Annotated in this window: 22 protein-coding genes and 1 riboswitch; of the genes, 5 read left to right on the forward strand and 17 right to left on the reverse strand. The window is 36.8% G+C overall.

Features of this window, described 5'->3' with window-relative positions; translation table 11 throughout:
- Positions 1-314: 314 nt before the first annotated feature.
- From BBI08_RS08740 to BBI08_RS08760, 5 genes are all read right to left on the reverse strand, one after another.
- Positions 315-1,259: an ABC transporter substrate-binding protein gene (locus BBI08_RS08740; RefSeq protein ID WP_008496435.1), complete on the reverse strand. Its 945-nt coding sequence runs from the start codon at positions 1,257-1,259 to the stop codon at positions 315-317.
- A complete protein-coding gene (locus tag BBI08_RS08745; RefSeq protein WP_008496436.1) occupies positions 1,256-1,804 on the reverse strand; it encodes a hypothetical protein in 549 nt (182 codons plus the stop codon). Before BBI08_RS08745 ends, BBI08_RS08740 begins: the two co-directional genes overlap by 4 nt.
- A gap of 165 nt (positions 1,805-1,969) precedes the next feature.
- Positions 1,970-2,162, reverse strand: a riboswitch (cobalamin riboswitch).
- A gap of 56 nt (positions 2,163-2,218) precedes the next feature.
- Entirely contained in the window at positions 2,219-3,172 is a 954-nt protein-coding gene (locus BBI08_RS08750; protein WP_065527985.1) for an HNH endonuclease, read from the reverse strand.
- A 315-nt stretch (positions 3,173-3,487) separates the two neighbouring features.
- On the reverse strand, positions 3,488-3,976 hold the full coding sequence (locus BBI08_RS08755) for a GNAT family N-acetyltransferase (RefSeq protein ID WP_008496439.1): 489 nt from the start codon (positions 3,974-3,976) through the stop codon (positions 3,488-3,490).
- A 20-nt stretch (positions 3,977-3,996) separates the two neighbouring features.
- A complete protein-coding gene (locus tag BBI08_RS08760) occupies positions 3,997-5,247 on the reverse strand; it encodes an MDR family MFS transporter (RefSeq protein ID WP_008496440.1) in 1,251 nt (416 codons plus the stop codon).
- A 97-nt stretch (positions 5,248-5,344) separates the two neighbouring features.
- On the opposite strand from BBI08_RS08760, the gene BBI08_RS08765 reads away from it, so the two are divergent.
- Positions 5,345-7,006, forward strand: a complete 1,662-nt coding sequence (locus BBI08_RS08765; protein ID WP_065527986.1) for an ABC transporter substrate-binding protein — start codon at positions 5,345-5,347, stop codon at positions 7,004-7,006.
- 44 nt (positions 7,007-7,050) lie between these two features.
- On the opposite strand, the gene BBI08_RS08770 is transcribed toward BBI08_RS08765, so the two are convergent.
- Positions 7,051-7,317 (reverse strand): hypothetical protein, encoded by a 267-nt coding sequence (locus BBI08_RS08770; protein WP_008496443.1) that lies wholly within the window; start codon positions 7,315-7,317, stop codon positions 7,051-7,053.
- Between the two features lie 381 nt (positions 7,318-7,698).
- On the reverse strand, positions 7,699-8,760 hold the full coding sequence (locus tag BBI08_RS08775; protein WP_065527987.1) for a DmpA family aminopeptidase: 1,062 nt from the start codon (positions 8,758-8,760) through the stop codon (positions 7,699-7,701).
- Positions 8,761-8,904: 144 nt separating this feature from the next.
- Here BBI08_RS08775 and BBI08_RS08780 point away from each other — a divergent pair, with 144 nt between their 5' ends.
- Positions 8,905-9,501 (forward strand): TVP38/TMEM64 family protein, encoded by a 597-nt coding sequence (locus BBI08_RS08780; protein WP_008496444.1) that lies wholly within the window; start codon positions 8,905-8,907, stop codon positions 9,499-9,501.
- Positions 9,502-9,514: 13 nt separating this feature from the next.
- Here the strand turns inward: BBI08_RS08780 and guaC are convergent, their stop codons facing one another.
- The 7 genes from guaC to BBI08_RS08815 form a co-directional block, all read right to left on the reverse strand.
- A complete protein-coding gene (gene guaC / locus BBI08_RS08785) occupies positions 9,515-10,498 on the reverse strand; it encodes a GMP reductase (RefSeq protein WP_065527988.1) in 984 nt (327 codons plus the stop codon).
- A gap of 119 nt (positions 10,499-10,617) precedes the next feature.
- Entirely contained in the window at positions 10,618-12,126 is a 1,509-nt protein-coding gene (locus BBI08_RS08790; RefSeq protein WP_008496446.1) for a gluzincin family metallopeptidase, read from the reverse strand.
- A 172-nt stretch (positions 12,127-12,298) separates the two neighbouring features.
- Complete coding sequence (locus tag BBI08_RS08795; RefSeq protein WP_008496447.1) at positions 12,299-13,045, reverse strand: anti-sigma factor; 747 nt, start codon at positions 13,043-13,045, stop codon at positions 12,299-12,301.
- A complete protein-coding gene (locus BBI08_RS08800; RefSeq protein WP_065527989.1) occupies positions 13,035-13,601 on the reverse strand; it encodes an RNA polymerase sigma factor in 567 nt (188 codons plus the stop codon). The genes BBI08_RS08795 and BBI08_RS08800 overlap by 11 nt, the downstream gene beginning before the upstream one ends.
- A gap of 271 nt (positions 13,602-13,872) precedes the next feature.
- Entirely contained in the window at positions 13,873-14,466 is a 594-nt protein-coding gene (locus BBI08_RS08805; RefSeq protein WP_065527990.1) for a class I SAM-dependent methyltransferase, read from the reverse strand.
- 136 nt (positions 14,467-14,602) lie between these two features.
- On the reverse strand, positions 14,603-16,075 hold the full coding sequence (locus BBI08_RS08810) for an aldehyde dehydrogenase family protein (RefSeq protein WP_008496451.1): 1,473 nt from the start codon (positions 16,073-16,075) through the stop codon (positions 14,603-14,605).
- A gap of 24 nt (positions 16,076-16,099) precedes the next feature.
- Complete coding sequence (locus tag BBI08_RS08815; protein WP_008496452.1) at positions 16,100-16,831, reverse strand: SDR family oxidoreductase; 732 nt, start codon at positions 16,829-16,831, stop codon at positions 16,100-16,102.
- Positions 16,832-17,003: 172 nt separating this feature from the next.
- Between BBI08_RS08815 and BBI08_RS08820 the strand changes: the two genes are divergently transcribed.
- Together BBI08_RS08820 and BBI08_RS17125 are read left to right on the forward strand one after the other, a co-directional pair.
- Positions 17,004-17,684 carry a TetR/AcrR family transcriptional regulator gene (locus BBI08_RS08820; RefSeq protein WP_008496453.1) on the forward strand — a complete coding sequence of 227 codons (681 nt, stop codon included), beginning with the start codon at positions 17,004-17,006 and terminating at the stop codon, positions 17,682-17,684.
- A 247-nt stretch (positions 17,685-17,931) separates the two neighbouring features.
- The gene (locus BBI08_RS17125; protein WP_008429691.1) at positions 17,932-18,099 is read left to right on the forward strand and encodes a hypothetical protein; all 168 of its coding nucleotides are present in this window, start codon (positions 17,932-17,934) and stop codon (positions 18,097-18,099) included.
- A gap of 317 nt (positions 18,100-18,416) precedes the next feature.
- Here BBI08_RS17125 and BBI08_RS08825 read toward each other — a convergent pair whose 3' ends face one another.
- The 3 genes from BBI08_RS08825 to BBI08_RS08835 all read right to left on the reverse strand — a co-directional run bounded on the left by BBI08_RS08825 (position 18,417) and on the right by BBI08_RS08835 (position 21,106).
- Positions 18,417-18,854, reverse strand: a complete 438-nt coding sequence (locus tag BBI08_RS08825; RefSeq protein WP_008496455.1) for a PTS mannitol transporter subunit IIA — start codon at positions 18,852-18,854, stop codon at positions 18,417-18,419.
- A gap of 37 nt (positions 18,855-18,891) precedes the next feature.
- Complete coding sequence (locus tag BBI08_RS08830; protein WP_065527991.1) at positions 18,892-20,352, reverse strand: PTS mannitol transporter subunit IIBC; 1,461 nt, start codon at positions 20,350-20,352, stop codon at positions 18,892-18,894.
- 301 nt (positions 20,353-20,653) lie between these two features.
- Positions 20,654-21,106, reverse strand: a complete 453-nt coding sequence (locus BBI08_RS08835) for a DUF1648 domain-containing protein (protein ID WP_065527992.1) — start codon at positions 21,104-21,106, stop codon at positions 20,654-20,656.
- A gap of 227 nt (positions 21,107-21,333) precedes the next feature.
- Here BBI08_RS08835 and BBI08_RS08840 point away from each other — a divergent pair, with 227 nt between their 5' ends.
- On the forward strand, positions 21,334-22,020 hold the full coding sequence (locus BBI08_RS08840) for a GIY-YIG nuclease family protein (RefSeq protein WP_008496456.1): 687 nt from the start codon (positions 21,334-21,336) through the stop codon (positions 22,018-22,020).
- Positions 22,021-22,144: the final 124 nt, after the last annotated feature.

Here is a 22,144-nt window from a genome sequence, read left to right on the forward strand (position 1 = left end):
CGTGTTATATTCACCCATTCAGTATAACACGTACCATTAGATGACGCACTATTTAATTTATTCAATTTACACTAAACCCTTTCCAATTATATTATTCAACCAAAAACAAGGTTATTATTCATGAATAATTAAACGCATATAATTCATTCCTCCTCATTACTCCACCCAACATTATGCATTGTTATTCATTTTATCAAATTGAAAGTTTCATACGTGCAAAAAGCCTTTAAAAACTGAAATGTTATTTATCAAACCTCTATCTACCTAATAAAGATCTAAAAACCCCCGCTTAGTAAGCGAGGGTTTTTAGATCTTTATTCAAATGCTTTTGGATAGACAACTTTAGCTACAAGTTCAACTGCTTCTCCAATTCTCGGTCCAGGACGTGAAGTAATATCAGAATCTAAGAAAAAGACTTGATCGTTTTTAATAGCTTCTATATCTCCCCATCCTTCGCGCTCTTTTATTTCTGCGATTGGATCTTCCGTATAAGACACAGTTGTCGTTATAATTTCTGGATTACGCTTAATCACTTCTTCTTCCGAAATTTTTGGCCATCCTTCAAGGTCGCCAAATAGGTTTTCCACTTTAGCGTGATTTAAAATTTCTTGCTGGAACGTTTTTTGACCGCTTGTATAAAGTTCTGGAGAAGGACTTATTTCAAAATATAATTCTTTGGTTTCTTCAACAGTTGCTACTTTTTCTTGTACGTCAACAATTTGCTGCTGAATGGAACGGTTTATCTCTTCTCCTTTATCTTCAAGGCCCATAACCGTTGCGATTTGTTCAATATCTCCATAAACATCATCAAAAGATTGAGCAGATTCGATCACAAACACGTGTATTCCTGCAGCTTCTAATTCTTCATAACCCGTAGGTGCACCTGTCGAATAACCAATCACAACATCTGGATCTAATTCAATAATGCGTTCTGCGTTAAACACAACAGAGTCAGAAACTCGTTCAACTTCTGCAGCTTCTGCTGGATAATTATCATAATCGGTAGCACCTATCACTTTTTCACCTGCACCGATTTCATATAAAATTTCTGTATTACTCGGAATTAACGAGACAACTGTTTCTGGTATTGTTTCAAAAGTTAATTCTTTATTTAAGTCATCGATAACGGTGTAACTAGTTTGTTTTTCAGTTTCAGTTGCCGAATCTGTTTCAACTTCTTTCGTCACATCAGACTGACACGCCCCTAAAGTTAAAGCAATTGTTCCAATCGTTAAGTATTTAAAAAATGATATTTTCATATTTTATTGGCCACTTCTTTCTTTTTAGGTCTTGTCGGATAAGATTTACTAACAAATGGAATTTCTTCAACACCATGATGTTGATTGACATAAACAGCCATCGTAAAGAGCACATTGGCGAAAAGATGAGTATAGTCGAATAAGATTTCTGGTACATCCCGTTCGAGGCTTACTTTGTGTAATGCACGTACTGACTTTTTCGCTTCACTTCGACAAACATGCAAGACACAAGCCGCATGTGTGCCTTGCGGTAAGATGAAATTGCCGATTTTATCTTTTGTGAAGTTTACATAATAATCGTACATGTCACTTAGTTCGATTAAATCTTCTTCTTGAATGGCAACTTTTCCACGTACAGAGCCATTTAAATGATAAACTTTTGGCTGAAGAATGTGTAAATCTCGCTGTACCACTTCTATGTCTTTAGTTAAAGACAAAGCTTCCCCAATACGTGTGGTTAATGAATCAGTTCTGATTTCAAAATCTACAGTAGACGCAGCTTCACGCATAAATGGATAACACAGATACCTCATGTCTTTTTTCATCATTCCACCTCACTTTAGTTTGGTGAAAATCACTGCATTGAACGCTCTCGAAAACAACAAAAAGCCGCCCTCAATAAAGGGCGGCGGCATAGCTATTTAGAGACATACTCTAGCAGTCAAAAATAGAAACGTTGCCGTATGATTCCCTTATCTTCCGAAGAGTAAAAATACGTTCAAAAAAAGGTAGGTCTCCTGGCTTGTGCATCGATTTACTTTAAGAACCTTCCCGTTTAGTTAGGTACACTAAACAGTGGTATTTTCTTATTTCATACGCACTTACAGTTGCGGAAACAGCCCCGGAATTTAACCGAGTTCCCTGTTACGCTGACGAATCAGCACCTTTTTCCTGCATGATTATTCACTTGTTCTCAGTGTATCATAGTTTATAAGACAAAAGACATGCTAAAAAATTGGTTATTCCTGATCCATCAGTAGTTTTACTTTTCTCGGTTCTGCAAAAACAATTCGTTTATGCCACCTTAAATAGGTGGCATGTTCAGGTGATACCGAGATTTTCATACTCTTTTTTAAGCGATAGACAGGATACTGATCTTCTGAAATTCCACTTGAGATATGAAGACGTCCTCCACCGGTAAAAGCAATATGTCCCGCTGAATACAATGCACTGTGATTGGCGCAAAGCAATACACCATTGAAAGGGTCTAATCGTTCCGCATCTGAGCTGTCTTTCCATGGTTTAGCATGCGTTGCTCTTAACACGTCGCTAATGGTTATCCCGCAAAGTGGGCATTCGCCGTTCCAAAGTGGCAGTAAACTTTCTCTGAACTGCTCTTTGCCTCTGCGCATTTTCGTTTTAATTTCTAGTTCGGCTTCTGCGATTAAGCTGAGTAACGGATTATGCTCAGTTTTTTTTATCACTTCCATCGACAATTCGAGTTGTTCTACTTCTATAGTGAAAATATTTAACGAACTAATCAATTCTAAAAATTTTATCGCCAGCTCTTCGTTACATGGATACAAATAACCTGAATTTCCGTTAGCATCTTCTTGAAAAGCCGAATATTTCACTGGCAATAAAGGTTCGATTTCTTGAAAAAACTCTTTAATCGGCAATGGATTTTCTAATTCTCGGTAAACCGTATATGCCACAAATGCCTTTTCGTAGCCTTTTGATTGATCTTCAAGATTTTTTGGCTTTTCACCTTTTTCACAATCCTCACGTACGCGACTGATAGCCACGACATATCCTTTTACATAATGAAAAACAATATCGCCTTTTTTCACTTCATTCATCCGCTTCCATGAATGTGGCACCATACCTGACTTATCTATTTGAGGTGTCCAAAGTACTCCTGCATCCTGTTCAGCGTGATAAGTCTCTCCTTGCATAACGATAAAACTATTCATAACTGCCTCCTAATAATGGTCATACTCTAATTTTTTTTATGTAGTGAAGCCATATATTCTAAAATAATTTACTTTCTTTATTTTAACCTAAATCGAAAACTTATGCTTTCAAGATGCCATCGACAAAAAAACAACCACTTAAGTAAGTAGTTGTTTTACCGAACTATAAAGCTCTAATCGCTTCTGTGTATGTAACTTTCCTATAAACCGTATCCTGATTCTTGGACTGTAAAAGTACTTGGTCTGCTTCTCAGATAAGAGTATTTTATTATAAAATACTCTTTAGCAACCATTTTCCATGGTTAGCTAAAGAGTTTAGATTAATTTTGACATATAGTATTCGTTTACGAATTCGCTGTTTATATAAAGAGAATCTCGTTTTACACCTTCGATATTAAACCCCATTTTTTCATATAAGGCCACGGCTGTCTTATTATGTGCGATCACCGTCAGTTCAATACGATGAAGCGCTCTTTCGATAGCCCACTTTTCCATAGCGCGTAATAGTTCAGTACCTGTCCCTCTACCCCGCACGTATTGTTGAACGCCTATAGCAATATAGACAGAATGCTGTTTTCGTTTCACATCTTCCCCAATCACAAATACGTAACCTGTTAACTCATTTTTTTCTTCCGCTACGAACACAGTCGATTTTTCGTCCATCGTAAGTAGCCGTTTTTGAAGTTGCTCACTAGTTGTTTTACGTTCTCCCGGTTCAAACAGCATGTGATTAGACTCTTCAACATGTTTCATAAGAGCTACCAATTGCTCCGCGTCAGCTGGTACTACTTTTCTGATTATCATGGCCACTCTCCTAGCATTTTTTAAATGATTTCTGGCTCGACTACTTGTTCTTTTCTGGATTTTCTCACAAACAAACCTGTGTAAACAAGTAGTGTACCAATCATTAATAAGACGCCTATATAAACAGACATCATGGTCGGAATGAGAAAAGCGCCTATGATAATAGTCGACCGCGCCAACAGATCTGCACCGCTAAATGAAACATTGGAAAAAGCCGAATATGATCCTCTTTTATCTTCTGGAATCATGTTCGCCATTTCTGCATTGCGAACAGGTGAGTAAACCAATTCACCCATTGTTCCGATAAAATTAAACAAAATTAATAAGTACCAGCTATTTGCTGAAGTGATTGTAATATAGCCTATGCTATAAAGTAAAAGTCCTGTTAACAAGACATGTTGTTTAGCAAAGCGATCTGTAAATTTATTGACTAGAAACGTCAAGCAGACAACAAGCAACATGTTTTGAATATTTAACAAGCTTAACATGCGCACACCTGCAACTTCAAAATCACCTAAAGTGAATGTCTCAAAGCTTTCAGCCAACCGAACACCAATATAACTGTTCAAAGAAAATTCTGCTGAGAAAATAAACATAGAGCCAATCACTACTTTAACAAAAGGACGATCTTGAAATGCAATTTTATAATTTCGAAGCAAATCGATAACAACATTGTGATGTTGTTTTTTTAAGCTTTGCACTCGTTCGTCTTTTAACCACATGTGATAAGCGATTGGCAAACTTCCAGCAGTTACAGTCAATACCATAAATAATTCGATTTGATGATCAAGATATAATAGTCCTCCGAGTGCTGCACCAATGGCCATTGATAAATTGACCATCCAATAATCGATGGCGTAAATCGCCTTGCGATTTTCTGGTGTTGTCGAATCGATAATGATGGCATGCATTGCTGGACGCCCAAGGCTACTAGTAACAATGAACATGACATAAGCCAGTGCAAAAAGACCAATCCACCGATCGCTCGGCACCAAGCTGATGGACATGAGCAAAAACATAACGGCACTTAGTGTAGACGTCGTTACCAGAACTTTTTTTCGAGGGAAACGATCAGATATATAGCCTCCAATCATATTAACAAAAAATCCAATAAACACAGTAATGATTAAAAAAGAGCCTGCCCATATTTTGCTCATCTCTTGCGCAAAAAACAACGCCATAAATGGCATGACAGCTGACGCTACAGCTCGGTTAAAAAATGATGTGATTAATCGTACTTTAATATTTTGTGGATAGTCTTTCCATTTCATCTTGTCAGCCCCCTTTGTCTTATGTATATTAAACTAGACGGAAAACACTAAAAATAGACAATTTTTATAATTATGTCCACTTTTAAGAGGAGGCTTTATGGAACGAACTCTTTTATCTTTATGGCAAGCTGTACCCACTGGGGACATTAAGCAATCTCAGTTGGCAGATTGGCTCGAATTAAGCCGTAAGCAAACAGCACGCCTTCTTCGTAAATGGTCAGATGAAGGATGGTTTACTTTTACTTCTGGCCGCGGTAGAGGAAATTCTTCTCATATTCAATGGCATATTAATGTAGAAGAACACTATGAAAAACAAATAACTCAACTAATAGAAGAAAAATCAATTGAAACTGCTAGTAAATATTTATTATTTGATTGGTCGCCGGAAGTTAAGCAGCGGCTGTTGCATCAATTTCGTTCTAATTTTGGTTATGTACAAAATAGTCCAGATAATAACGATAAACTAATCATCCCTAGAAAATATCCATTATTAACACTTCATCCGTTATACGCTGCAGATATTCATAGCGCTAATATGGTTGCTAATGTATATAGTCGCCTCGTATCTGTAGATGAAAGCGGCTATATAACCCCTGAACTTGCACATAGCTGGGATGCATCAAGCACCCACCTTCGCTTGTATTTGAGAAAAGAAGTATATTTTCACGATGGATCTTTTTTATCTGCAACTGATGTTGTCGATTGTTTGAATCGGCTCCGCAACGACTCATCCTATGCTGATTTGTGGAAGCCAATTGTATCGATTATGTCTAGTAGCCCCCATATTGTTGATATCACCTTTCCAGAAGGTTGTAGTTATTGTTTACATATGCTTGGCATGATCAATGCCAGTATTTATAAAGAAACACCTCATCAAACAATCGGCTCTGGTAGCTTTTATGTCTCAGAAAATAATGAAAGCAAAACAACTCTACAAGCATTTGGTCATCATTTTCAACAACGTCCCTTAATTGATCTTGTTGAATTTATCCAAGTATCCGGAGACTTTGATGTTGCCTACCGTTCAACTTGTGAGATGACAGAAGAAACTTTTCAAGTAGAAAGTGATTCCGGATTTGGTGTTGTGATTTTAAATGCGTTTAAAAATTCACCAATAAATCAAAAAGAAGTTCGTGATTATATTCATTACGCCATCGCGAAGCACCGTCATAAAATAGGGCAGTTTCATAATCGTGCTATAGCCAATCATCATAGTTGCTTAATTGGACAACAGCAACAACCAATAACATTGCCTAGTCCGAAACGGCCACATCTAGAACAGCCACTAATCATTAAAGCTGCCAACTATACGGATGGTGCCACGCGGTGGCTAAAAGAATCACTTGAAAGTGAAGGGATTTCTGTTGAGATTCAATGGATGTCTTTCCAAGATAAATTAACAGATACCAAGGCGGATCAAAAAGCTGATCTTTTTATACACGGCGAAGTGTTTGAAATGAATCAAAATTTCTCATTTTTTTATTTCCTAGCCAATGGCCATTCTCCTTTAGCGACTATTATGAAGTCTCAACCACTGTTCAACAATTATTTAGAGCAATATGCGGCTACGCCTTTTAATGAATGGACAGCGTTAAATCTGAAAATGGAACAAGACTTAATTGCTTCGTCTATAATGCTGCCACTTTATTATGAAAAGCGACACATCCCGTTTTCTATCGATGTGATGAACATCACCATTAGTCATTTTGGCTATGTTGATTTCTCTAAATTATGGGTTCGCCCATTCCGTGTAGACTAACCATAAACAAGACCGTCACGTAATATGCGTGACGGTCTTGTTTATTAAAGCGCATTTAAATTGATCGTTAAAATAACATAAAGACTTAAGCTAAGTACATTGAACAGCACAAGGTTCAATTTCAAATCGCCTTTTATACCGATTATTGCTGCTCCTACTCCTAAAACACTCAACAAGCTAGGCAAATACAAATGAACATTTAACAAAATCTCAAGCGGCCCCTGGAACCAATGAATCGCTGCTAAAGCTAGCGGTAACAAGGTCAGGAGACAAATGCTTGCTGAAATGCACGAGAAACATTTCTCAGTCATAAGAACACCACCTTTAACTGTTCATTCTTATTGCCCCATCGCATCGACAGTTGAAAAATTTTAGCTTACTAAAGATGTAAATCACAAATCCGTATACAATGCGCTGTTTAGAAACTTCTTGAAATCTATATTTTAATAAGAAAATACGACGGAAAAAAACTGGTATTTTGTATAATTAAAAAAAGTCTTTAAACCTATATAAATACTTTATTAAAAGAAATTTCAGTTATCTTCTACCACTATTAGACTACAATCATTCCTACTATTTGTAAACACAAAAATACTAATTAAATATTTTTAATGCATTTTTTACGTAATATCCTCTTTTGAATACCTTTATATAAGATAAGCATTTATCCAAAAAAAAACCCTAAATGGGTTCTAAAGTGTTAAGTTGAATTTCTCTAATAACTCTTTTAAAGCGGGTCTACTATTGCCATCACGTCCAACGACAGCTTCTGCTGTAATTAATGAATTTAATACAGCTTCTTCTGTAGCTTCCCCAACCGCCCTAAAAGCATCGTCTATATCTTCTTCGTGTATGGTTTCAATCGTTAAAGCTTGAGGCGGTTTGTTGTGAGGAATTTTGTTAGCTGTTGAAAAACCAAGTACAATTTCACCGCTGCCATTCGTAATAATTGAACCTGTCCGTGATAGTCCTGTTACAGACCGTTTCAAAATCCGATTTAGTTGCCGCTCCGACACAGGTAAATCAGTAGCAACTACGATCATAATTGAGCCTTTATCTTGTTCCTCAAGTGATTGTAAAGTTTGTTTTTTTAGTTCTTTGCCAATTGGATTTCCCCGAACTGTTAAGTCACTTAACATACCAAAGTTCGATAATACGAGTACACCTATTGTATAACTTGCATTTGTTAGTTCAACCATTCGAGAAGCTGAACCTATTCCGCCTTTAAGTGAATAACACAACATGCCTCTCCCTGCACCTACTGCTCCTTCCTCAAACTCTTCACTAGTCTCATCAAGCGCACGCCGCACATGTTCTTCTTTAACAAAGCGACCTCGTACATCGTTTAAAAACATATCATTGCATTCTCCAACAATCGGATTGACAGTTCCAGTAGTCCTTCCAATATCATCATTTTTCTCTAGCATATACTCAATGACTGCATTGGCTGCTGTTCCAACGTTTAATGTATTTGTTAACACTATTGGCGTTTCGAGCACTCCTAGTTCTGCCAGTTGAATGGTTCCCATCGTTTTCCCAAAACCATTTATGATATGACACGAAGCAATTAATTTTTCATGAAACAGATCTCCTTGGTGCGGTTTGATGGCGGTTACACCTGTTTGAATATTGCCTCCACTTAACGTGACATGCCCTACCGTAACACCTGCTACATCTGTTATTGCATTCAACTCCCCTGTCTTCAATGTGCCGATTTCCACACCATAATCTCGAATTCGTTTTTGGTTTTTCAAATCCCCACTCCTTATTTTCTATTTAAATCTTATATGTAAAAGAGCTCTTCACTATCATACAACTAGCAATGTGGTTGATGAAGAGTTTTCTGCTTATTCTAGTGAATCAACCATGTTAACTAGTTTCCTAAAAACTGCCTCAAAGTGGTAAAATCAATTTACATACGAATAGAAACGGAGGCCACGTTTATCGATAATGTTCTTCTTATATTTGAAATCTTTTTTCTTCTACTAGTCAATTTAGCGGTAGGCGCGGTCGGTTTCATACCAAGTGTTTTAATAACGGCTGTCAACATTCAATCCTATGGTCTATACGGCGGTGCTACGTTAACCTTTGCAGGTGAAATAGTTGGTGCATTACTTGGGTTTTATCTTTACCGTTTTGGCTTTTCCAAAGCTGATCCGAAATGGATGCGTCACCAGTTTTGGAAAAAACTTCAACAACGATCCACGACACAAGTTTTTAGCATGGTCATTTTATTACGACTTCTTCCTTTTATGCCTTCTGGACTTGTTACGGCTGGTGCAGCGCTAACTTTAATTAGCGGAAAGGCTTTTTGGTTTGCTAGTACGATCGGCAAAATTCCAGCGGTGATTTTAGAATTGGCTGCAGTGTACGGCGTTACTCAAATAGCACCTAAAAACGTTCAGTATGCCCTGTTCGGACTCGTTTTACTAGTTTCAATAGTGCTATGGCTAAAGTCGATAAAGCAGAAAAAACCCCTTCAATCAGCTGATTGAAGGGGTTTGCTTTTTAATATACTTTATCACCATTGAAAATCGAGTTTTTGACAATGACATAGTCTACATTTCGAATTGCTAGCAATTGGTCTCCACCAGCATATGAAATGGCAGATTGAAGGTCTTGTTCCATTTCTACTAATGTATCTTTCAACGATCCTTTATACTCTACATACATTTTCTTGCCTTCGACGTTTTTCTTTTCACCTTTTTGAAACTCGGAAGCTGAACCAAAATACTCTTTTAATAACTTGCCATCTTGTTCAATCGTTTGACCCGGTGATTCTTCGTGACCAGCAAAAAGTGACCCAATCATAACCATCGACGCTCCAAAGCGCACTGATTTTGCAATATCTCCATGCGTACGAATACCACCATCTGCAATAATTGGCTTACTTGCTGCTTTTGCACACCAACGAAGTGCTGCCAATTGCCAGCCTCCAGTACCAAAGCCTGTTTTAATCTTCGTAATGCAAACTTTCCCTGGTCCGATACCGACTTTTGTCGCGTCCGCTCCAGCATGCTCGAGTTCACGCACAGCTTCAGGCGTACCAACATTTCCAGCGATTAAAAAACTGTCTGGCACTAATTTTTTAATATGTTGAATCATGTTGATCACAACATTTGAATGTCCATGAGCTACATCAATTGTGATGTATTCAGGAATAATGTTTTCATCAGCCAATTGTTGAACAAAATTATATTCTTCCGCTTTCACACCTACGCTAATCGATGCAAAAAGTCCGCGTTGCTGCATATCTTTTGTAAAGGCAATCCGTTTTTCAGGTTCAAAGCGGTGCATAATATAAAAATAATTATTTTCGGCTAAATAGCCTGCAAGTTTTTCATCTACTATTGTTTGCATATTAGCTGGAACAACAGGCAATTTAAAAGTATGCCCGCCAAATTCAATTGATGTATCACATTCTGAACGGCTATTTACTACCGCTTTTGCAGGAACAAGTTGAATATCTTCGTAATCAAATACATTTTCCATAAATTACACCCCTATAACCGAATGATATACTCGAATAACTTAAAAATGTTCGTACATATGATAATGTACTTGATTTTAGTAGTGATGTCAAAGAGCTAAAGTTGTTTTTACATGTAGTTTTAAAATTCACCTGGATAATCTTGGCTAAGCTTACCTACTAATTGATAAATTACGTATGGATTATAAAGCCATTCATCTTCTATTAATCGTTTATAGCCTGCGAGTTCATCGTCGGAATTAACTTGTTCATAAACTGATATAATATCTTCTTCGTAAAAATAAAGTTCACTTGTTTCTGCTCTTTTTGCAATTTCGAGTGACATCTTTGGGTCAACAAGAAGGTATACTTCTGCTAATAACAATAAATCATCGACTAGAAATTCTTCCTGATCCACTTCAATCTTTTTCTTCAGCAATTCAACTGCAACGTCAACTTTTTCTTGAACAAGCATTATATCTACTAGTAACCAATCGGCTGCATCTATATCGTAAATGTCTCCAGTTTCTCGAATGTTTTCAACCGTTTTAATAGCCGCTTCATAATTTTTCATCTCTAATTGTTGATAGCCCAAGTCAAACCAATCGGCAATTTGTTGCTGATCTGCTAATAGTTGTTGGAGGAAAATTTCTTCATATTCTTCTATATCCATATTAATCGTCTTTTCTAAGTTTTTATAAAATCCACCAGTCGATTGAGACTTTAATAATTCTGGAATAATCGCTTCGCCATGAGCTTCAACTATGGATTCCACCGCCAAAAAACTTTGAGCATATGGATCGTATGTATCCGTACTTGCTTTGTCATAGTCTTCTTGATTGTCGAGCGCGTGAAAATCAATTGTTTCAATACTTTCTAGGTCATACCACATGCTTGATTCACCTGCAAAATAATCAGCAACTCCTTCTTCAAACCATGAAGGAATTCGTGTTATTGACAACAAATGCTGATCGGAAAAAAGATGACTTTGGTAATGCGAGTATTCGTGCACTAAAATTAGCTCCCAATTTTCATCTGTTGGAACTAAGTGAATTCTCTTATTGCTTAAATCGTAATACCCGGCGACTTCTTCCGAACCATAGCCTGATTCTAATGAAGCATAATCTTCGTGAAACTCTATTGTTAAGCCTCCGTCATCCTGTGTTCCAAGAGTCGAATTGAACTTTTCTCGCTCTAGTTGCAACAACTCATCCATTTTTTCAATCTCATCTTTATTGTTTTCTGGATAAAAGTAAGTAACACCATTTCTTTCGGTTTTTAAAAGGGCTGCTTGAGAAGGAACATCAAATATTCGTGATGCAAACACTCTGATTTTCTTATCGGAACTTTGACTTTCATCACCCGTTGTATATACCGCAAATGAATTAATAAGGGCAATAGTTGTTACCACAAGTCCAAGTAGGATAGAAAAAGTCATTAAGCCCGCTGCTTCAGTAACGGTGGTGAGTTTTATGAGATCCAATTTCCCTTTGACTACGCCAACTGTACTAGCAATAAAAAGAAACGTACAAACCACAAGGAATATTCCTGAAATTAACACCCCTCCAAGTAACCCTTGATTAAACACGAGATAAAACGATATACCCGAACATATAACCAATAAAATAAATTGTTTAAGTAAGTTTTTCATTGCTGCCTCCGGTATATTTTTCTGTATAGGTGAATTATGTATACTAGATAGATAAGCCCCTAATCTTTTCTATATATTAACAGTTGTTAAAATGAATGAATAGTCTTACTTTACTAAATTTAATACGATATTTTTACTAGACATAAAAAAACTGACCGCATAATGCGGTCAGTTAAATTTCTGAACTTAATACAATTTCACCTTCAGGTAACTCATTTCCTGTTTTAGGTTCGAGTGTAATTGCAATAGTATCCCACTCATTTGAAGTGGTTTCTAGTTGGTAATAACTTGCGCCTTCTCCGTTTGGATTAGGTGAAAATGCACCTGCTGGTATCGGCTTGCCATCTTTGATCAGCCATACTTGGTAAACTTGACTGGCTTCTAATTCAGCTAATCGGTCTGCTTGGACGACTAGATTTAACAAACCTTCTTCTTCAATTATCGCTGCCGTTGCAGATCCTGTAAATGTTGCATTTGGTTGGAGTTCGATTGATTGCATCGCGGTTTCAGTACCAGGTTGTTGGTCTGAAAGTTGGAAAAAGGCATAGCCATTACCTAATAGCGACATTAACAAAACAGCTGCAAGAAGCGGTTTCCAGACATTTTCTTTACGTCTCTTTTTATGAATTGGTATTGGAGACATTGCTGGTTTCAATGCTTTTGGTTGATCTATTGGTTGATCTTTCAAGTGATTATTTTGTTCTACTTTTTCATCAAATACATTAGACAAAATACGTGCTTTCATATCTGTTGGTGGTTCCACCGGATCTGCAAGATAAGGGAGCTGACCAGTTGCTTCTATTATTTCCTGGCATTCCTTACATGTTTTTAAATGGTGTTCAAATTGCTGATTTTCTTCTGCTGTTAATGTTCCATTTAAGTAATCTACTAAATAATCACAATCTATATTAGTCATCATAAGCCCCCCTTTCCTGCATCCCATGCAGTGATGTTTTTAATTTTTTTAAAGCTAGTCGTATTCGACTCTTAACAGTTCCCAGTGGAATATCACACATATCTGCAATTGTTTCATGTGTATGTCCTTTAAAATAGAACAAATCAATCATTTTTTGTTGTTCTGCCGATAAATGCTGAACAGCCATTTCAATCTGAGTTTTCTTTTCTTGCCACACTACTTGTTGTTCAACTGGTTCATCGTTGCTAACCATTTGACTTGCCTCTTCAATTGGAACAGTAGGTTTTTTTCTTTTTCTTATCAAATCAATGGCCGTATTTTGCGCCATTCTGAAAAGCCAAGAAGAGAATTTCCCTTTACTTTCATCGTATACCCCTTTACCACGCCAAATCTTTATAAATACTTCCTGTAATGCTTCTTCAGCCAATCCTCGGTCTTCGAGCATTTTATAAAGAAAAGAGAAAAGGATTTTTTCATAGCGGTCGTACAATTGTTCAAGTGCATCTTTATCTTGTTCACTTACGCGCAAATACAAGCTTGTATCGGTACTTTTTTCCATCCCCTGTCTCCTTTTTTACTTATTTCGTATTACTACCTTACTATACTTCCCGCTACAGGAAAATCATTTCTTTTTACAAAGCTTTTATTAATAGATACCAAGTAACAACTGTCGCTAGTTTCTTTTGATTTCTTACTTATACTACGTATAAATCGGCTATTTAGTTCACTAGAATCGAAAAAATATAATTGTCTTTTATTAAATGAATAATTTTCATATAGTAAAAAAAGCAAAAAAGCCAAATGGCTCTTCTGCGATTGCAACTATTTTATTATTCAGGATTACGGCATTCAATGGTTAAGAATAGCCCACCGTAATAGGACGTAACTTTTTCCACCTTTAAGCCTGAGCGCTTTACTAGTTCAAGCGTATCCCGATCTAGATGACATCCATCACACAGCTTTTTCCAGACCGGAGTTAACACTTCTTGCGTTTTGCCTATGGCTTCTTGGTCAACTTTAACGTGTTCAAAAAAAAGCACTTTCCCGCCTGGTTTACTGGCTCGCTTTATTTCTTCAAGTGCTTTTATCGGATATGGGATTGTGCAAAAAACCAATGTCGCAACAATCGTATCGAAACTATTTTTTTCAAATGGCAGTTCTTCTGCTTCTGCCTCGTACGTATAAATTGGCACGTGTGCTTTTTTAATTCGTTTCGCTGCGTGTTTGCTCATCTCGGGGTTCGGTTCGATCGCATCTACTCTTTCGACGTCTCGGTAATAAGGAAAATTAGCCCCTGTGCCAAAACCAATTTCTAACACTCGGCCTTGCGCTTTTCGGACAAGATTAGCCCGAACTTTTTCAAATCGTGTTTTTTCTAACGGCTTCATTGCAATATCATATAGTGCAGGAAATAATTTAGACATAATCGTTCAACTCCCACTTGGATTAACTAATAACTTATAATTTTTTATCGTGAAGTTAATAGGACTGATTTTTTTAGATAAGTAACCACCTGAAAAACCGACAACTTCTTATAAGAAGTTGTCGGTTTTCAGGTGGTTATTTTTTTGTGTCATTAACAAATGGGCCATATTCGCTACGACCATGTTGAACAGACAACCATTTTAATGTAGTGAATTCTTCTAATACCCATTCTCCATTAAAGCGACCAAGACCTGAATCTTTTTCGCCACCAAACGGCATATGTGCTTCATCATTGACTGGCTGATCGTTAACGTGAATCATACCCGTGTGAATTTGATGCGCGATATTCGTGCCGCGTTCAATATTTCCAGAATGAACAGCCCCGCTCAATCCAAATGGATAAGCATTTGCCATTTCAATCACTTCTTCATCATTATCAAATGGGATCAATATTGCTACTGGTCCGAAAATTTCATTTTCTGCAAGCGGCATATCGTTTGTCACGTCTGTTAATACCGTGGGCTCTAAAACATTTCCATCAGCCTGGCCTCCAAGACGCAATTTAGCACCTTGTTCAACAGTTGCATCAATGTCTTTAAGAATACGATCTACTTGATCACGGTTGATCAAGGGCCCAACTTGAGCGCCTTCTTCAGTAGGATTACCAAATTTCAGTTTTCCAGCTCGAGCAATAAATTGTTCTGCGAATTCGTCATACAGATCTCGATGTACGAAAATACGGTTGATAGACATACAAATTTGACCTTGATGATAAAATTTACCGAACAAAGCAGAATCTACCGCTTGATCGACATTAGCGTCATTTAGAACAATAAAGTTATTATTACCGCCAAGCTCTAACGCAGTTTTCTTTAATGCGCCTCCAGCTAATTCTCCGATGTGTTTCCCTACAGGCGTTGAGCCAGTAAAAGAAATTAATCGAGGAATTGGATGCGTTACGATATCATCCCCTATTTCTGAACCACGCCCTACAACTACATTTAATAAGCCTTTCGGCAATCCAGCTGCTTCAAAAATACTCGCAAATAATAATCCACCCGTTACAGGGGTATCTGTTGCCGGTTTGATAACAACAGCATTACCTGTTGCAATTGCAGGTGCAATCGAACGAATTGCCAAATGGAATGGGAAATTCCAAGGACTAATAATGCCGATGACACCAATTGAATTACGATAAACTCGATTTTCTTTACCAGCTTGTCGAGAAGGAAGTATTTTGCCTTCCATTCGGAAAGGGAAAGTCGTTGCTTCTTTGAGAATATTAACCGACACTCCAAATTCAGCAGTTGCTTTAAACACTGTACTGCCTGCTTCTTTGACAAGCCAATCAATAATAAATTCTTTGTTTTCTTGCATGACTTCCAATACTTTTTCCAGTATTTCTTGTTTCTTTTGTGGCAATTCTTTCGACCATGCCACTTGCGCTTTTGCTGCTGCTTTATAAGCTTTATCTAAATCACTTTTATCAGCAGCTTGCGTTGTAACTAGCTCTTCACCTGTGAATGGATTGGTATTTTTCATTTGACTGTCACTAGATCCGGTAGTCCATTCACCATCTATATAAATCTTCGAATAATCGGTTTTCATTTGATCGTCTCCATTCTTCATAGTTTAAGGCTGTTGTCTTGGGCGAATTAAAATCTCATTAACATCTACGTACGACGGCTGCTCGACTGCATAAGAAATTGCATTCGCAATATCCTGAGCTTGAAGCATCGTCATCTTGCCACCTTCTTTAAAGCTATTTAATACATCTTCATCTGTAATGGTATTTGTCAGTTCTGTCTCTACCGCTCCTGGTGATACGATGGTCACACGGATTTCGTTTGCTGGGTCAATTTCTTGGCGCAAGCCTTCTGAAATGGCACGAACTGCATATTTTGTACCACTGTATACAGCACTTCCTTTAAAGACTTGGTGACCTGCTACCGAAGAAACATTAATAATATGAACAGATTTCTGCTTTTCCATAATTGGTAAAACAGCAGCGATTCCATAAAGTACCCCTTTTATATTTACATCGACCATTTGATCCCATTCATCTATTTTCAACTTATTCATAAACGACAGTGGCATTAAACCTGCGTTATTTACCAGAACATCAATATTCCCGGTTTTTTCTAATGCTGCTTCTGCAAGAGACTTCATCTCATCTGCAGAAGTCACATCCGTCACTTTGTATTGTGCTGAACCGCCGGCATCTTCGATTTCTTTTTTCAATTCCACTAAACGATCTTCTCGTCTAGCAGCTAGCATGACATGATAACCTTTTGCAGCTAGCTCTTTTGCAGTTGCCTGGCCAATCCCACTACTGGCTCCAGTAATAATTGCTGTTTTTGTCATTCAAGCTCCACTCCATTTCAATTTTTGTGGTGTGTTATCCAAAAAGTATTCATTTATTAAATACATCTTACCTGTTTACCCAAAGTACCTCATAGATTAAACAAAACATCGGAAAAATCCATCTCTACCCGGTTTTCTTATGTTATAATTTTCACAAGATAGGGGTGTTAATATGCGGAAAATTTCACCTGAAGAACGACAAATTATGCGACGTTCATATGCGGAGAAAATCATGGATACTGTTCGCACTGAAGGATTTATCTCGTTAACTATTCAAGATTTGGCACGTTTAATGGGCATTAGTCGTGCATCATTGTATAATTTTTTCGCATCTAAAGAAGACATCATCCAAGAAGTAACTGAAATTTATATCGACTATTTAACAAGGTCTAATCAATTTATCAACAACTCTCGCTATCCATACACTCGACGATTGCCAGCTGTCTTTGAACAATCCATTTTTTCAAGCGTGTATGCTTCAGAAATATATTTGAATGAGTTAAAGGCAGAATGTCCAAATTATTATGAACGGCAAATAAACGTGGCAAATGAGCGACTGATAATACTCCATAGGTTTTATGAAAATGGCATAAGTGATGGTGACTTTAATCCCCTTATTCCTTCCTTAATTATCGAACAAGATGAAGCCGCACTGCAAAAGATTTTGAACTCTTCATTTTTAATAGATAAAGGAATATCTTTAGAAGAAGGTATGTATAGCTATTATGAAATGATGAAATACCGAAGCTTCACGCCTACTGCGTTAAAAACCGGAAAAGATGAATATATAGAAAAAACTGTGAGAGGTATTGTTAATCAAATAGGCAATACATCGACATCTTCATACGTATAAATAATTGAAAAATTAGTTACCCAAACTTAGAGAACGTTGTCAGTAGCTATGGCAACGTTCTTTATCAAACCTAGGTTTAAAAGTTTGGTTTTTTCAACAGAGGGGAATAGAATTAGATACACTCTGGAGATTTAACTAATCCCCAAAATAATAGTTTGATAATTCTGATAAATAGAATATACTATACTATAAACCCCGAGAAAAGGAGATGGTCAAAATGAACCTAGACTCAATAAGAGGCTCGAGCATGATTGTAAAGATGGCGCGTGCATTAGTGGAGGACGGTTGGTTGTTTACCCCTAATGAATTCGATGTCATCGTAAAAGCGGAACATAAGGAAACAGGTGAAGCCATCTCTTTTAACTCAATCGGCAACTTAAAAAGATGGATGTATGAAAAAGCGCTCAGTTATTAAATCGTTTTAGATTAAAAAAACCTCGTTTGCCCAGTAGGCAAACGAGGTTTTTACATGCGCTTTATAGCATTTTGGATTTCTTACATATTTCGGCTTTAATGCCCTGCTTTTTCAGATTTTCAACGATTTCGCTAGCTGTTTGGATTTTTCCGATTGTACAACATAAGGTTCCACTCATCTTCATCATCCTCCAAAGACTTTTATATTTTCAGTATACAAAGTAAATGTGAACAAACTATTACCAAATCAAAATATCTGAAAAAGATTGGACTTAATTAAAGTAAGTCGACATTTTCGCGAAAAGAAATAAAATAGACTTAGCCCACATCACTAAATAAAGCCATTATTTCTTCTTCTGTACGAGCATTTAAGATTTTATCGATATTTTCTTCTTCTGAACACACGATTGCAATATTGGAAAGTATGTCAAGATGTTCATTGTTTTTACCAGCAATACCAATCAATATTTTTGCCATATTGCCGTTACCGAAATCTACTCCTCTCGGTACTGTAACTACAGATATACCTGTCTGTAATACATTGGCTTTAGCGTCTTCTGTACCATGAGGAATTGCTAGACTATTTCCCATAAAAGTAGATGCCATTTCTTCTCGTTCCAGCATTTTATCGACATACTCCGCATCCACATAACCATTGGCTACTAAAATTCCACCAGTAAATCGAATGCCTTCCTCCATCGTAGAGATTGAAACATTTAATTTAATATTTTCACGTCCCAAGACTGCTTTGGCCATTTTGATCACCCCTATTTAAAATTACTTGTTTCAGCATTTATTTTTTTAAACGCTGTGCCAATTTATCGTATTCTGGGCTGTTCATGAAATTTTCTACAGAAATATGTTCTGCTTGTGGTAATTTTTCTTTTGCCCGTGGAGTCAAATCTTTGTGAGTGACTACAATATCAGCATCTTCGGGTAATTGACTGATGGCAGTATTGGTGACTGGAATATCAATGTTCTCTTTCTTGAATTTGTTTTTTAGTATAGATGCTCCCATAGCACTTGAACCCATGCCTGCATCACAAGCAAATACGACACGACGCACATGTTTAGTGGCTTTCATACTAGTGTCCGTTGTTACTGCTGCGGCTTCTTGCAGTACAGTACCATCAGAAGTAGCTGAATCTTTTGGAGTCAAAAATTCACTAGCTGCACTCTTTTTACCTTTCATTTCTTCCATCTTGCCAGTTGCAACTGTTAAATCTTCTTCAACGTCTTTAGTGGTTTTTAAAATAATCGATGCTATTGTAAAGGAAACAGCAGCGGCAATTACGACACCAAGCACCACACCCACATAATTCCCTTGTGGAGTTAACGCGAGCAAGGCGAAAATACTACCTGGAGAAGGTGTTGCTACTAACCCTGCATCAAGTAAAACAAAAGTGAAAACTCCACTCATCCCACCACCAATAACAGCTAATAACAATAACGGTTTCATTAGTACGTATGGAAAGTAAATTTCATGGATACCACCGAGAAATTGAATAATGGCAGCACCCGGGGCTGAGCTTTTAGAAATCCCTTTTCCGAAAATAGTAAAGGCCAACAAAATACCTAGCCCTGGCCCTGGGTTTGTTTCTAGCAAAAACAAAATAGATTTTCCGTCAGTGGCTGCTTGCTCGACACCGAGTGGACTTAGTAAGCCATGGTTGATTGCATTATTAAGGAACAGTATTTTTGCTGGTTCAATAATAATACTCGCTAATGGCAATAGCCCGTTATTAACTGTAATTTCTACTCCATTCGCTAAACTATTGGTCAATGAATTTACGATTGGACCAACGCCTAAAACTGCGATACCAGCTAAAATAGCTCCTAATATCCCCGCTGAAAAATTGTTATAAAGCATTTCAAATCCAGCACGAATTTTGTCTAAAAAAAGCTGATCAATTTTTTTCATGAGATACCCTGCGAGTGGCCCCATAATCATTGCACCGAGAAACATGGGAATATCTGAACCAACAATAACTCCCATCGTGGCAGTTGCACCAAGCACACCGCCTCGGAAATCATAAACAAGACGTCCACCAGTAAAACCAATTAATAATGGCAATAAATAAATAATCATCGGACCTACAAGTGCTGCTAGCGGTGCATATGGCAACCACCCATCCGGAATAAATAATGCGGTGATAAGTCCCCAAGCGATAAATGCACCGATATTCGGCATGATCATGCCACTTAAATGACTTCCGAAACGTTGGATTCGTGCGCGATTTTTACCTTCAGCCATATAAATCCCTCTCTTCCAAAATTAGTTGTAATGAACAACAAAAGGCGTTTAGAGGTTTCGTAATGAATATGGGACCTACAAAAATAAACAGTTCAACAGTTTATAAACATAGAATAAAATCCCGATTATTTATATTTCAATATTCCGAAACAGTTTATTCTCACCTCTTTCCGTTGTATGTTTATACGCTTTCCAGAAACCCCTTCACTAAAATAATATCATATTATTTATATAATTTGTTGTTTTTATCTGAATAATCAGTCTTTTTATAAAATTTCTCTCTCAAAAAAGATATAGTGCTTTAACTCCTTAATATTCGAATTAAAAAGAACAGTATATTTCCAAATATGACAGTTAAAAATATAGTTCCAAAAGCTGCTCCTAAACCTTCTGCTGCGCCAGTGGCAACACGAACGCTTTGAAGAATTAAAAAACTAAATAACAGGACGAGTTCATTTTTCAACACATTTACCATCAGTTTACCGTTTTTATATTGGGTCACCCTGTTATCATTAGTAAGGTTCAAATAATTATACAAATGTGGATACTTTTCAAGTATAGTCAGAACGACCCATAAGATCGTTCCTAACAATGGTAAAAGAAATAACTCTTCTTTGTTGCCTAAGCGATTGACGTTCCCCATCTCGTTATAATGGACCGGTACTTTTTCAGGCAACGAATCCCATTGAGTAAACAAAAAAGCGATAACAAAAATAAAAGCAAGTAATGAGAACGCGTTAAGAAATTTTTTCAAAAACTGAATTTGCGCTTATAATTTTTTGTTGTTTATTCATTTAATCCTGCTCCTTCTAAAGTAACTTGTCACAAATAATGTTTGACTTTCAATTCAATAATTTCCATACTCATCCATGTTAGTTGTGTAATTTACATTTTTTGAACTTTCCCCCTCTTATTCCACCTAACTTGTAATATAATAAAGAGAGAGTAATCATTTTTCATATAGCTAAAGGAGGTTTTGAAATGTTCAAAAAAATTCTCAGTAAATTTGTCGCTTCCCCAAATATTCATTCCACAAAAGCTTCAGTTAAAAAAACCGATACAGATATAATCTATCTATTTGAACCTAACCAACTAGAGTTGGATCGTATTATACAACTTCCTACACTTACTGGAAAAGCACCGGGCTATGTGTATTTCGTCCAAGAATACATAACCGGTTCCTTTAAAATTGGCAAGACTAAACACATTGACAGACGGATGAATGTTTTTAATGTAAATCTCCCTTTTGAAAACAAACTAATTTTCCTTATTAAGTCTGCAGATCATCATCAAACAGAGCTTGCTTTTCATGAATATTTTTCAAATAAACAGCTTGAAGGTGAATGGTTTAACCTAACTAAAGAAGATCTTTCTTGGATAACAAATGGACACTATACGGATAAAATTCATAAAACGATAAATCCCCCTTTAGAAGTAACTAAGCAGCTAACAGCTAATAAAGCGAAAACGGAAGAAAAACCGTTGACCTTAAAACAAGTTGAGTTTGCTAAAACCTTAATAAAAAAACTTGAACAAGAATATGAACTCAATGTCCCTTATTCTAAATGGACACAAAAAGATTTGAATCGCTTGAGTGTCTATTTCAGATTCAAAAACAGTAACGCTTTAAATAATTTGGTAGAAAGTGGTGTCCTTACTAAAAAATAAATTTTCCTAGACACCATAAGACGATTGTTCTTAAATTTCTTCTTAAACTCTTACACTTACTCTTATTACACCCTAGAGGAAGATACTGTTTTTCGTTATACTGATGATAGAAACCATTAATACG

Origin of the sequence: Planococcus halocryophilus, from assembly GCF_001687585.2 — a bacterium.
Taxonomy (GTDB): Bacteria; Bacillota; Bacilli; order Bacillales_A; family Planococcaceae; genus Planococcus; species Planococcus halocryophilus.